Below are 13521 nucleotides of genomic sequence, written 5' to 3' on the forward strand. Positions count from 1 at the left end.
ACTGTAATAGAACTTCGCCACACTTGTTTCTGACTAATCTCGGTAGCCAGTTACACATTATATCTTTGAGGATTTGTGACGATACCATTATGGGCGCCAGCTAATAATAGCTTGCTCATTACTACAATTGTAAAGTGGAGATACCCCATGAAAAAACTACTTTTAGCGACAGCAATCGCCGCCCTATCTGTATCTGCAGCACAGGCAGCACCTACCGTTTATGGTAAAGTATTCGTTACTACTGATTACGTTAATGCTGAAATTGATGGTCAGAATATGGTTAATAATAACAGAATTAATGAAGACAACGGTTCATTACAAGTTAATTCTAAGCTTTCACGTTTAGGCTTCAGAGGCTCTGAAGCGATAACGGCCAACACTGACGTAATTTACCAATTAGAGTACGGCGTTCAAGTTGATGATAGTGGTAGCGATAACATTGGCTTCAAAAGTCGTGATACTTATTTAGGTTTAAAAAATAAAGACTTCGGTGAATTCCGCTTTGGTCGTAACTACACAGTCATTGACTATATCAATAACGTATCAGTTAATGAAGGTTATTGGGATAATCTTGGCTCTAGTACTCTGAACAACAACGACAGCTTTGCTAATATTTTGACCCCGACCGTTGGTAACCGTATCAATAATTCAATCGTTTGGAAAGCGCCTAAATACAATGACCTACCATTAGCGCTTGCGCTGATGTATGGTGCTGATGAAGACTTTATATCTGAGAGTGATCGTGACGCAGGCTATGGTGCCTCATTGATGTTTGATCCAGGTACAGGCATTACCGCTGGTATTGCTTATGAGCAAGACATGAGTGTTAGTGGTGATATTATCCGTGGCAGTGCTAGCGTCGATTTAGGTAAATATATCGCAGCTCCTGTAAAGTTAGGCGTTCTATATCAAGAAGCTGACTATGCCGGTACTACTACTGCAACAGAGGACGGTTTAGTGGTGAGTGCTGAAATGGGTCTTTCGAATTTTGCCCGTCCAGCCTCTGTTTATATTCAGTATGACAAAACCGACAATATCAGTGGTCTTGAGAATAATGACTCAAATCAAGTCGTTGTAGGTGGCAAATATGCGTTTAAAAATAATATGATCGCTCATGCCTATGCTGGTCTAAATTCAGCGGAATTAAACAATGGTCGTTTTGGTTCGAGAGACGAAGACGGCAATGTTAAGAAAATCGACTTACGTGGTGATATTGATGTACTCGCTATCGGTGGCGGTCTAGAGTATATATTCTAATCTAACCATTAGAATCTAAATAAAAAACTCATCCTTCGGGGTGGGTTTTTTTGTTTTGTAATCAATACTGTGTCTTGAACAACAGCGTGTCTTAAATAACAGAATCCGTAAAATTAATAATAACATTTGTGTAAATTTTGGTTTTTTCACCTTACTGTAATATTTGGTTGGTAAAGTTGTGTCTAAGTAATGCTTCTAGCTCATATATATAAATGTTCTATAGGGTAGTCACCCTGCTATTATATATATCGGCCAATCTTAGCCAATTTATCAAAAAAATTGTAAAGTGGAGATGTCTTTTGAAAAAACTATTTTTAGCCTCATCAGTCGCAATGCTATTAGTATCTACAGCTCAAGCGGCACCGACTGTTTATGGCAAAGCATTTGTTACCGCCAACTATGTCAATGCTTCATTCGAACGAGAAGCTATGGACGATAGTAGTATAAGCATTAATGAAGACAACAGTTCAGTAGAAATCGCATCAAAATCTTCACGTATTGGTTTCAAAGGTTCTGAAGCCATGACTGCCAATACTGATGTGATCTACCAATTAGAGTATGGAATCAATGTTGATGATAGTGGCAGCAGTAACATCGGTTTTAAAAGCCGTGATACTTATCTGGGTCTAAAGAATAAAGACCTTGGCGAATTCCGCTTTGGTCGTAACTACTCAGTCGTTGATTATATCGATAATGTCACGGTCAATGAAGGTTACTGGGACAATGTGGGTGCTAGTAGTTTAAGCAAAAATACACTAGCCAATGCTTTAACCTTAGCTGATGGTTACCGAGTTAATAACTCTATCGTCTGGAAAGCGCCTAAATACAATGAGTTACCATTAGAGCTTGCGTTGCAGTATGGTGCTGATGAAGACTTTATATCTGACGATAATAGTCGTGACAGCGGCTATGGTGCCTCATTACTATTTAATCCAGGCAATGGCTTTACGGCTGGTGTTGCTTATCAGAGTGATCTGGCTACTAAAAATCCCAGTAGTACTAATACGGGCGGCGATATGATCCGTGGGACGGCTACTGTCGATCTAAGTAATTATGTTGCTTATCCAGTAAAAGTGGGCGCTCTATACCAACAAGCTGATTTTGATGATACTAATGAAACTGAAAAAGGATTGATATTAAGTGCTGAGATGGGTCTAAGTAACCTCGCTCGTCCAGCCTCAATATATGCACAGTACAATAAAACGGATAACTTAAGAGGCATTAATGAAAATAATTCAGATCAAATCGTCGTAGGCGGTAAATATAGCTTTAGAAAGAATATAATTGCACATGCTTATGTCGGTAATAACACTGCAGACTTAAAAAATGATCTTTTCATTGCTGGTCAAGATGACGGTGATAAAGATATTCTTGTCAGAGCGCGTGGTGATGCTAGCGTCTTCGTGGTCGGTGCTGGTCTAGAATACAAATTCTAATCTAAACATTAGAAAACGTATTATAAAAAACTCATCCTTCGGGGTGAGTTTTTTTGTTGTGACCTTTTTAAAGCCGCAGTGGGTTATAATAGCTACGTATTTACGATGATTACGCACTTATGACAATTAAGCGTTAAAAACTGAGTGTTTTAAAGAGTTTGCGCTTTTGCCCTATATTTTGTGGCGTATTTTTAGTAAAATCCTTCTTTACCAATTACCGACAGAGTACTATGACCAAGTTTATATTTGTGACCGGTGGGGTAGTGTCCTCACTAGGAAAAGGTATTACCGCAGCCTCTCTTGCCGCCGTCTTAGAAGCACGCGGCGTGAGCGTGACGATGACCAAAATGGATCCGTATATCAACGTCGATCCAGGTACGATGAGCCCATTTCAACATGGCGAAGTGTTCGTCACCGAAGACGGCGCTGAGACGGATTTGGACTTGGGCTATTATGAGCGTTTTTTACGCCATTCAAAGATGAGCAAAAGCAATAACTTTACCAGCGGTCGCATTTATCAAAACGTCTTGAATAAAGAGCGCCGTGGTGAATATCTCGGTGGTACGGTGCAGGTGATTCCGCATATCACTGATGAGATTAAGAGTAAAATTCTTGCCAGTGGCGAAGGGTATGATGTTGCTATCATCGAGATTGGCGGTACCGTAGGTGATATCGAGTCGCTACCCTTTATGGAAGCAGTACGTCAAATGCAAGTCGAGCTAGGACGCAATCGCGCCATGCTCATGCATCTGACATTGGTGCCTTATATTGCCAGTGCAGGCGAAACCAAAACCAAGCCCACTCAGCATTCAGTCAAAGAGCTGCGTTCTATCGGTTTGCAGCCTGATATCTTGATTTGCCGCTCTGATCATCATATCTCACAAGACAATCGCCGCAAGATTGCACTGTTTACCAACGTTGAAGAGCGTGCGGTCATTATGTGTGAAGATGCGCAAAGTATTTACCAGATTCCGCGTACCTTACATGAGCAAGATCTTGATGATTTAATCTGCGAGCGTTTTGGTCTTGATTTACCAGAAGCAGATTTGAGCGACTGGGACAAAGTCGTTGAAGCGCAGCTGAATCCTGAATCGACGGTAACAGTAGCCATGGTTGGTAAATATGTTGAATTACCAGATGCTTATAAATCAATCAATGAAGCCTTGTTACATGCCGGTATCACACATAAAGCCGATGTTAAAATTGATTATGTCGATGCCGAACGTTTAGAAGAAGATGACAGCTTGTTGGCGCAGATACATAATGCTGATGCCATCTTAGTGCCAGGCGGCTTTGGTGAGCGTGGCACGATGGGTAAAATCAAAGCCATTACCTATGCTCGCGAGAACAACGTGCCGTATTTAGGCATCTGCTTGGGTATGCAGCTGGCAGTGATTGAATACGCGCGTAACGTGCTACATATCAATGCCAACTCTTCTGAGTTTGATCGCAAAACAGCCGAGCCTATCATTGGCTTAATTACCGAATGGTTAGATGAGCGCGGTGAATTGCAGATTCGTAGTGATGATTCAGACCTTGGCGGTACCATGCGTCTAGGCGCGCAGCAAGCTGAGCTGGTCGCTGGCAGTAAGCTTGCACAAATCTACGGTGCTACTAATATCACTGAGCGCCATCGCCATCGCTATGAGATGAATAACCGCTATATTGAGCCACTAGAGCAGGCAGGTATGTTGGTATCAGGCTATTCTGCTAAGCAGCATTTGGTTGAGTCGGTTGAAATTGCCGATCATCCATGGTTTGTTGCGGTACAGTTCCATCCTGAATTTACCAGCTCGCCACGCGGCGGTCACCCATTGTTCAATAGCTTTGTAAAAGCGGCGAAGAATTACAGTGAAGCGAAATAATCGTTAATTTATAATTGTTTTTGACACAAAAAGACTGGTCTTCGGATGGGTCTTTTTTTATGGCTGATTTATTATTACGCTTATGCTCTTTTTTTAATCAGTCTATCGGTTACAATAATAGATAACAATAAAGAGGATACCCACTCAATGGAAAATCTACTAACCGCGCAGTCGCATATTCAGCTTAATACACCCAATAATAAAAGCATCAATATCGGTAATGATCAGCCATTTGTCTTATTTGGTGGTATGAATGTCTTAGAGTCCAAAGAGATGGCATTTGAGATCGCCGAGCAGTATGTCGATATCTGTCAGCGCCTGCAGATTGGCTACGTGTTTAAAGCCAGTTTTGATAAAGCCAATCGCTCAAGTCTGACCTCGTATCGTGGTCCAGGGCTAGAGAAGGGTATCGATTGGCTTGGGCAAATCAAAGAAAAATTCCAAGTACCTATTATTACGGATGTCCACGAACCTCATCAAGCGGCACCCGTTGCACAAGTCGCTGATATTATCCAGCTACCAGCGTTTTTATCGCGTCAGACTGACTTGGTGCACGCGATGGCAAAAACTGATGCGATTATTAATATCAAAAAGGCGCAGTTCTTAGCACCGCACGAGATGCGTCATATCGTCAATAAATGCCTTGAGGGCGGTAACGATAAGCTGATTTTGTGTGAGCGCGGTAGTGCCTTTGGCTATAACAATTTGGTCGTCGATATGCTGGGTTTTGATACCATGAAGCAGATGAATATCCCCGTGTTTTTTGATGTGACGCACAGTTTGCAGCAGCCGGGAGCGCGTAGTGACAGTGCTGGCGGTCGCCGTGAGCAAATCACCACCCTTGCTCGTGCAGGTATGGCGACAGGTTTGGCAGGTTTGTTTTTAGAGGCGCATCCAAACCCAGAAGTGGCAAAATGCGATGGACCGTGTGCGTTGCGAACCAGTCAGTTAGAGCCGTTTTTGCGTCAGCTTAAGCAGATTGATGAGTTGGTCAAAGGCTTTGAGACTTTGGATACTCATTAATATCATAAGTAATGTGAGGATAAAACAGTGGCGATTAAAGTGGCACAAGTAAGCATTGAAAACATCAATGATTCAGAAGGTTTAGATAGCGTCATGACCGCTTTAAAGAATATAACGGGCGTCACCGCTATTGAGTTAGATGCTAACAGTCATATGGCGTTGGTGCGTTATGATGATACCAAAACCAGTATCCATGCCTTTACTGCTGCGATTAGTATGGTCGATTATGTCACTCAGCCATTTCCTATCGATGCCCCGCAAAATCCACGTTATCATGATTAGATTTATAAAAGTATAACCAAACTGACTTGTGGTCAACGCCAATAGCTCTTATGCTGGTCTTGGCTATTTTAATAAAGTCTTATACCGTTAAAGTATACAAACCATTTATTCACAGATAAAAATAAGGAGCCTCTCATGGCAAACCAAACCCGTATCATTAAAATTGATGGCATGACTTGTGGTGGCTGTGTGGCAAGCGTCCATAACGCCACCGCTGATATCGATGGTTTAGATGACATCAGTATCGAGCTTGCAGACAATCAAGCGACAGTCACCTTTGATGATAGCAAAACCAGTGCAGAGACGATTGCTGCTGCTATTGATGACGCAGGCTTTGATGCCACTGTTACCAACGCTTAATTTTATGCTTTGTTATAAACAAACCAGCTATTGTGGCTGGTTTTTTAATGGTGAAAAACTATGGCTATCAGAGTAGTGTTCTCAGCTCTCTTATTTCTGCAATATGTCCTTTTAATCTGAAATAATTGGTCGGCTGAAATAGTTGAATTGGCGCTAATCATGACCATTTAATATATAGGTTGATACACTAAGATGACTACTATTTAGATGCTCTGAAAAACAATATGATATTAATCTTTAGAATGTACTGCTTGTTTGATTTGGATTTTTATTCCTCCACTGATAGATTTTTATAGCTCATACAAATTTATAAACGCCATAACGAGTTTTATTTATGAATAATTCTACCAATACCCATAATTCTTACGATGTTGAGACTGATATTCAGTCTAATACCCCGCTTACGCCGCAGCGTGCGCACTTGCAGCTGGCGATAGAGGGTATGACGTGTCAGGCCTGTGCATCACGGATTGAAAAGGTTTTGAATAAAAAGCCATCAGTCTATGAGGTCAGCGTGAACTTCGCAGGCGAGACCGCCAATGTGGATTATGATCCGACACAGACGACGGCAGAGCAGGTGACGGAATGGGTCAACAAAACGGGTTTTGTCGCCAATTTACAGGCGGCTGATAGCTTGTTTGCTCAAAAAGATGACGATGCGAGCACTCAGTATCCATGGCGTTTGATTGGACTATGGGTCTGTTTGGTGCCGTTTTTAGTTGGTATGGCTGGCATGCTCTTTGGGCAGGGTATGGCATGGATGCCGCCGATTTGGATGCAATTCATATTAGCGACCATTGTACAGTTTGGATTTGCATTGCCGTTTTATAAAAGTGCTTGGGCGTCTATTAGAGGCGGTCTTGCCAATATGGACGTACTGGTCGTCATCGGTACGGTAACCATTTGGGCATATTCAACGTATCTGTGGCTGACCCATGGTGATGGTAGCTTAAATAGTCTGTTGCAAAGTGGGCATACTGGTGGTCATGGTGCGAGTGGCAGTCCTGCGGTATATTTTGAAGCAGGCGTGATGGTCATTGCTTTTGTGCGCACCGGTAAATATCTTGAAGAGCGCACTAAAAAGCACAGTCTGAATAGTATTGATTTACTATTATCGCTGACACCAGACGAAGTTGAGCAACAGCAGCCAAATGGTGAGTTTAAAAATATCGCTCTCAAAGAGGTACAAGTAGGTGATATCTTGCGTGCCAAACAAGGTAGCCGCGTTGCAACCGATGGGACGGTCATCGATGGTGCTGGCTGGTGTGTCGAAAGTCATTTAACCGGTGAGTCAGTACCGCTTAAGAAAGAAGTAGGCGATGGATTATTAGCGGGTGCCTTGGTCGAAAACGGTAGCTTGTTATATCGCGTCAATGCCAAGGGTAGCGATACTAAACTTGGTGATATGGTACAAGCCCTCAGCGATGCCCAAGGCTCAAAAGCCAATTTGGCACGCCTTGCTGATAGAGTCACTGCGGTCTTTGTGCCCGTTGTGGTAGTAATTGCACTGGTTACCTTTGGTGTGACGTGGTGGCTAACCGGTATGCTCGATACGGCTTTGATGCACGCAGTATCTGTATTGGTCATTGCTTGTCCATGTGCGCTTGGTTTGGCGACACCAGCCGCAATCATGGCAGGTATGGGCGTGGCTGCGCGTCACGGTGTTTGGTTTAAAGATGCGCAAAGCCTAGAAGCGGCAGGCAATATCGATACAGTAGTGCTCGATAAGACGGGTACCTTAACCATTGGCAAACCGACCATCGTCGATGAAGTTATGGTTGATAAATCAATAGCGGTTGATGATGTACTACAGATTGCCGCAAGTATTGAAGTACATGCCAGTCATCCGCTTGCAACTGCTTTGGTCAATGCAGCGACAGCACGTGGTTTATCCTTATTCGATGTGTCTGATATCAGCGTTATCAAAGGCGCAGGTATACAGGCAAATATTGAAAGCTTAGGTGTGGTAAAGGTTGGCACAGCAGAGTTTGCCAATCTTGTATTGCCTAAACTGATGCCAAAGGTATGGCAAATTGCCAGTACTGTTGCGATTAGTATTAACGATGAAGCACTAGGCGCATTTGCATTAGCAGATGACTTAAAATCAGATACGCCGCAAGCGATTACTGCGCTACAAGATGCGGGTATTAATGTCATTTTGATGAGCGGTGATAAACAATCCGTCGTCGATCACGTTGCCGGACAGCTTGGGATCGAAAAAGCGTATGGCAAGATGAGTCCACGTGATAAGGCCAGCCAAATTGCTCTACTGCAAACAGCGGGTCATAAAGTCGCTATGGCAGGAGATGGGGTCAATGATGCACCAGCGATGGCAACTGCTGATGCCAGCTTTGCCATGTTTGAAGGCACGGATGTCGCCCAACATAGTGCCTCTGCGCGCTTGATGGGTGAGTCGCTGATGCATATCGACGCAGCGCAAAAAATTGCGAATGCCACGCTGCGTAATATCAAACAAAATTTGTTTTTTGCCTTTATCTATAATTGCCTTGGTATTCCGCTCGCTGCTTTTGGCTTTTTGAATCCTATGATTGCCGCTGCTGCTATGGCACTTAGCTCGATTTCAGTGTTGATGAATGCGCTGCGTTTAACGCGTTTTAAGACAAAGGTTGAGCTCAATAATACCGTATCAGACTCCCACACTAAAGCAGATCGTCTAACAAAAGCGTAAGAGTTATATGACGTTTGATATCATAGGTACTGAGATAAATTGATAGCGGCTCATTTAACTATTGATTAGCGATTTTATGACCGTCTGTTGCTTTAAGATAAGGGAAGTTTGGCAAAATTTATGCTATGATACCAAGCACTATAGCTAATGGTTAAGGGATGAAATAAACCTTTGATTACGTTTAAAATGAGCCGATTGTATTAATCACTAAAGCTTTTTTTGCGCATTACTATACGATATTCTGCTTTATCTTTTTTGTATTCTAGTTGCCGTTATTTATCTCATAAACTTGGCATGACCAAAGGAATTAACAGACATTATGTACGCTGAAGAAACCAACAACGTCACCGCAATTAAAGACATTCGCGCTCGTGAGATTTTAGACTCGCGTGGTAACCCAACGATTGAAGCTGATGTGATTTTAGCTGATGGCACTATTGGCCGTGCTGCTGCTCCAAGCGGCGCATCGACTGGCTCACGTGAGGCGCTTGAGCTACGTGATGGCGATCAAAGCCGCTATATGGGTAAAGGTGTCAAAAAGGCGGTAGCTAACGTCAATAGCCAAATCCGCAGTGCTTTGATGGACAAAGATGTTACTGCTCAGCAAGCCATTGATGATGCAATGATTGCGCTAGACGGTACAGAAAACAAAGACAATCTTGGTGCCAATGCCATACTTGCGGTTTCACTTGCGGTTGCTAAAGCGGCTGCTAAGTCACAGAGTCTGCCATTACATCAGTATATCGCTGATCTGCGCAACCAGACGTCGCTGACGATGCCTGTACCGATGATGAATATCATTAATGGTGGCGAGCACGCGGACAATACCGTCGATATTCAAGAGTTTATGATTGAGCCGGTTGGTTTTAGCAGCTTCTCAGAAGCATTACGTGCTGGTACTGAAATCTTTCATAGCTTAAAGTCTGTTTTAAAGTCGCAAGGCTTGAATACTGCTGTTGGTGATGAAGGCGGCTTTGCGCCAAATCTTCGCAGCAACGAAGAAGCTATTACCGTTATCATGCAAGCCATTGAGCAAGTAGGCTACACAGCTGGTAAAGATATTCACTTAGCTTTAGATTGTGCTGCTACTGAGTTCTATAAAAATGGCAAATACGTCTTGGCAGGCGAGGGCAACAAATCTTTTGATAGCCAAGGGTTCTCAGATTATTTAGTGGGTCTTGCGCGTCAATATCCTATTATCTCTATCGAAGATGGTCTTGATGAGTCAGATTGGGATGGCTGGAAATACCTAACTGAGCAAATCGGTGATAAGGTACAGTTGGTCGGTGATGATTTGTTTGTCACCAACCCTGCTATCTTGCAAGAAGGGATTGATAAGAAAATTGCCAATGCGATTTTGATTAAGTTTAATCAAATCGGCACCTTATCAGAAACGCTAGATGCGATTTATCTGGCGAAGAAAAACGGTTATGCGACGGTTATTTCGCATCGTTCAGGCGAAACGGAAGACAGCACCATTGCTGATTTAGCGGTAGGTACTGCGGCTGGTCAAATAAAAACTGGCTCATTATGCCGCTCAGATCGCGTTGCAAAATACAATCAACTACTACGTATTGAGCAGCAAGTACGTGCAAGCTATCGTGGTCGCGAAGAGTTTATCGGATTACGTGGTTAATAAGCCAAAATTGTCGCTTACGCTGGGCGATATATAAATATATCGCTCAGCAAGTTTATATTCTCTTTATATCGTTTGGCGTTATTATATTATGAAATACTTTAGCCAATTTATACTACTTGCGTTAGCCGTTGCCGTGCTGTCAGGACTGCAATATCAGTATTGGCTAGGTGAAAATGGTCGCGTCGAGCACAATAAGCTTCTGACTGAAGTGGATGAGCAGCAGCGCTTAAATGACAACCAAGTCTCAGCAAATAACTTACTGCGTACCGATGTTAATGATCTAAAGACTGGTCTCGAAGCGGTAGAGGAGCATGCTCGTTTGGATTTGGGTTTGATTAAGCCAAATGAGACTTTTGTACAAGTATCAACCGCGCCTACTACTCATAGTCGTTATTGATTCATAGTCGTTATTGATTTTGACGTACAGTCGGTATTGATTCTAAAGTCGTTGCAATGAGCTATTATTGATAATAATAGTTTTTTTTCATTTTTATACCTCTTAATTCCCATTTTTCTCTTATCCTATTTTCATGGAATCAACCCATGAGTACTGCCTTATGAATACCACTCCTAATATCCATGCCATGATCGTTGCTGCTGGACGCGGTAGTCGCTTTGGCGCGTCTATTGCTAAACAATATACCTTACTGCAAGGTCAAACCTTATTACAGCATAGTGTGGCACGTCTGGCTGAGAGTAATTATATTGATCAATGTCTATTGGTTGTGGCTCAAGATGATAGAACTGCCCAGACACTGAGCTTTGCGCTTCCTATCTATTATGCTATTGGCGGTACTGAACGTTGGCAATCGGTGCAGGCAGGAGTCGAGGCAATGATTAATGCGGGCGCAGATGAGTCGGATTTGGTTGTGATCCATGATGCAGCTCGTCCTGCAGTGCCAACGCATGATATTGATGCCGTCATTCAAGCAGCGATGCTAGAGCCTTATGGTGCTATTTTAGCGACACCGGTTGCTGATACCCTAAAACAGTCTTATATAGCATCTAACACACTATCAACGCCAGCATATGAAACTCCACTATCTCTTCAGCAACTGAATACTCAGCCGGAGATTGCTAATCGTCAAAGCGGTTATGACACGCTTCATACTTATGCTCAAAAAACCATTGATCGCAGCTATATGTGGCAGGCACAAACACCGCAAGTATTTAGGCTTGGACAATTGCAACAAGTCTTGAACTATGTCACTGAGCATAATCTGGCTATTACTGACGAAGCCAGTGCTTTTGAGCATTTACAACTGCCAATTCGATTGGTAACAGGCAGCCGTCAAAACATCAAACTGACTTATCCTGATGATATTATTTTACTGACAGCCATTCTCAAGGCTCAATTCGTCTCTAGCTCATAAAATTCTTATCACACTCTGCTTTCTGTATTTTTTAACTTTATAAATTTTATATAGATTTTTTATTCTGTCATAAAAATGTCGAATATTCATTGTATCTATCTCTGTAAGGCTTATGTCGCAAGCTTTATAGCTAGTATTAAATTTGAGACATGAAATTATATTCATAAATTTTTATTATTTATATTTACTAAATGGTCGTTTATTTTTCCTATATTATTTTTTATAGCTGTAGATATTTTTTATATGAATATTTCCTAAATATTGTTCAATATTAACAACTTGTTATTTGCCATAAACATATATTGCTTTGATCACTAAAACAGCCTATGATGTAACCAACTTAATACAATTAATATAAATATTTATAAAATCAATAATATACCAAGCCGATTTGTATTTAGAAACGTCTTGCTTCTATGTTTTTTTCTAAAAATGAGTATGGTTGTCTTAGCTACATTTACCTAATTATAGGGAGAAGCTGATTGTCACCAACGATTGATTCTACAAATCCAGTAATGCCAGATCTATGCCAGCTTGTATATCTGAGCCATATTACGTCTACTGGTCTATCCAACTCTAGTACGCTTAACGATATCGCAGAAGTTGCAAATAAGCTGAATAAAATTGATGATATTACGGGTATTCTTTGCTACGGCAACGGTTACTTTTTTCAATATGTCGAAGGTACTGAGCAAGCACTGACCAACCTTAAAAATCGCTTGTTAATAGACGATCGCCACAAAGATTTAAAAATATTAGATTTTTCAGCGATTGATGAACGCCGCTTTGAAGGATGGTCATTACGCTCTATTACGCTTGAGCGCTGGATGGTTAATGAGCCTAAGCTAAAAGCCTTTATGCCTTTTAGACCTGATAGCTGGAAGTCAAACGAATGGCAGCAGTTTTTAGATATTCTGCAAGGCTATTATGAAGCGCAAGAAGTGACCGGTGATACTGATTCTCAGCCGATAAAATACAGCACGCTAGGTTTAACGTTAGGCAAAGTAGTAGGGCAGCACCAAGCATTTTTCTTGATCCAAACCATATTGGGTGGATTGATTGTGTTAGCGCTACTGTGGCTGATTTTATCCGATAAGATTTTCTAAATATCTATATATGTAATATGTATTCATGAAGTCAGCATAAATTGCTGGCTTTTTTTGTTTTTACAATCAGGTGTTAAGTGGTTGTTAGGATGCACGGACAAGGCGTAATAGATATATTTTATGCTGAAAAGCAGAAACTAATACACATAAAAAAACCCTATCACAGTATGTTGTGATAGGGTTTTAGTGGTACGCTTAATTAGTCTTATCTAACGCTTAACAAGCGTATTTGCTAATAAGTGACGCCAAATAGTGGCGTCCCCAGGGGGATTCGAACCCCCGTTACCGCCGTGAAAGGGCGGTGTCCTAGGCCTCTAGACGATGGGGACTAGTACAACGCTTCAGCTGCTTTCACCTTTATGCTGAAGTGGTGCGTATTTTAATGGGGTCTGCGCTTGCTGTCAAGCCTTTTTCTACGTCTTTTTAAAATTAAATATCTTTTTTTAAGCGCGCGACGTGGATGCAGGTCATTACGCTTCAAATGATATCGA

Annotated in this window: 11 protein-coding genes and 1 tRNA gene; 11 read left to right on the forward strand and 1 reads right to left on the reverse strand. The window is 42.0% G+C overall.

Features of this window, described 5'->3' with window-relative positions; translation table 11 throughout:
- The first annotated feature begins 147 nt into the window (after window positions 1-147).
- The 11 genes from JMX89_RS03320 to JMX89_RS03370 all read left to right on the forward strand — a co-directional run bounded on the left by JMX89_RS03320 (window position 148) and on the right by JMX89_RS03370 (window position 13030).
- Window positions 148-1257, forward strand: coding sequence for a porin (locus JMX89_RS03320; RefSeq protein ID WP_201550842.1), 1110 nt, complete (start codon window positions 148-150; stop codon window positions 1255-1257).
- Between the two features lie 299 nt (window positions 1258-1556).
- Window positions 1557-2693, forward strand: coding sequence for a porin (locus tag JMX89_RS03325; protein ID WP_201550844.1), 1137 nt, complete (start codon window positions 1557-1559; stop codon window positions 2691-2693).
- A gap of 230 nt (window positions 2694-2923) precedes the next feature.
- Entirely contained in the window at window positions 2924-4558 is a 1635-nt protein-coding gene (locus JMX89_RS03330; RefSeq protein WP_201550846.1) for a CTP synthase, read from the forward strand.
- A 147-nt stretch (window positions 4559-4705) separates the two neighbouring features.
- A complete protein-coding gene (gene kdsA / locus JMX89_RS03335; RefSeq protein WP_201550848.1) occupies window positions 4706-5581 on the forward strand; it encodes a 3-deoxy-8-phosphooctulonate synthase in 876 nt (291 codons plus the stop codon).
- Window positions 5582-5608: 27 nt separating this feature from the next.
- Window positions 5609-5863 carry a hypothetical protein gene (locus JMX89_RS03340; protein WP_011514193.1) on the forward strand — a complete coding sequence of 85 codons (255 nt, stop codon included), beginning with the start codon at window positions 5609-5611 and terminating at the stop codon, window positions 5861-5863.
- Between the two features lie 135 nt (window positions 5864-5998).
- Window positions 5999-6223, forward strand: coding sequence for a heavy-metal-associated domain-containing protein (locus JMX89_RS03345; protein WP_020444055.1), 225 nt, complete (start codon window positions 5999-6001; stop codon window positions 6221-6223).
- Between the two features lie 334 nt (window positions 6224-6557).
- Window positions 6558-8912, forward strand: coding sequence for a heavy metal translocating P-type ATPase (locus JMX89_RS03350; RefSeq protein WP_201550850.1), 2355 nt, complete (start codon window positions 6558-6560; stop codon window positions 8910-8912).
- A gap of 319 nt (window positions 8913-9231) precedes the next feature.
- The gene (gene eno / locus JMX89_RS03355; protein ID WP_181209809.1) at window positions 9232-10548 is read left to right on the forward strand and encodes a phosphopyruvate hydratase; all 1317 of its coding nucleotides are present in this window, start codon (window positions 9232-9234) and stop codon (window positions 10546-10548) included.
- Window positions 10549-10639: 91 nt separating this feature from the next.
- The gene (locus JMX89_RS03360) at window positions 10640-10948 is read left to right on the forward strand and encodes an FtsB family cell division protein (RefSeq protein ID WP_020444053.1); all 309 of its coding nucleotides are present in this window, start codon (window positions 10640-10642) and stop codon (window positions 10946-10948) included.
- A gap of 133 nt (window positions 10949-11081) precedes the next feature.
- Complete coding sequence (locus JMX89_RS03365; protein ID WP_181209810.1) at window positions 11082-11924, forward strand: IspD/TarI family cytidylyltransferase; 843 nt, start codon at window positions 11082-11084, stop codon at window positions 11922-11924.
- Between the two features lie 482 nt (window positions 11925-12406).
- Window positions 12407-13030 (forward strand): BLUF domain-containing protein, encoded by a 624-nt coding sequence (locus tag JMX89_RS03370; RefSeq protein WP_041753194.1) that lies wholly within the window; start codon window positions 12407-12409, stop codon window positions 13028-13030.
- A gap of 253 nt (window positions 13031-13283) precedes the next feature.
- Here JMX89_RS03370 and JMX89_RS03375 read toward each other — a convergent pair.
- Window positions 13284-13359, reverse strand: a tRNA-Glu gene (locus JMX89_RS03375).
- Window positions 13360-13521 lie beyond the last annotated feature (162 nt).

The sequence above is a fragment of the Psychrobacter sp. DD43 genome, assembly GCF_904846555.1.
GTDB classification, from domain to species: Bacteria; Pseudomonadota; Gammaproteobacteria; order Pseudomonadales; family Moraxellaceae; genus Psychrobacter; species Psychrobacter cryohalolentis.

Coding starts and splice junctions, on each gene's coding strand:
- eno (WP_181209809.1), top strand. CDS start 9,232: ATGTACGCTGAAGAAACCAACAACGTCACCGCAATTAAAGACATTCGC.
- JMX89_RS03330 (WP_201550846.1), top strand. CDS start 2,924: ATGACCAAGTTTATATTTGTGACCGGTGGGGTAGTGTCCTCACTAGGA.
- JMX89_RS03320 (WP_201550842.1), top strand. CDS start 148: ATGAAAAAACTACTTTTAGCGACAGCAATCGCCGCCCTATCTGTATCT.
- JMX89_RS03365 (WP_181209810.1), top strand. CDS start 11,082: ATGGAATCAACCCATGAGTACTGCCTTATGAATACCACTCCTAATATC.
- kdsA (WP_201550848.1), top strand. CDS start 4,706: ATGGAAAATCTACTAACCGCGCAGTCGCATATTCAGCTTAATACACCC.
- JMX89_RS03350 (WP_201550850.1), top strand. CDS start 6,558: ATGAATAATTCTACCAATACCCATAATTCTTACGATGTTGAGACTGAT.
- JMX89_RS03360 (WP_020444053.1), top strand. CDS start 10,640: ATGAAATACTTTAGCCAATTTATACTACTTGCGTTAGCCGTTGCCGTG.
- JMX89_RS03345 (WP_020444055.1), top strand. CDS start 5,999: ATGGCAAACCAAACCCGTATCATTAAAATTGATGGCATGACTTGTGGT.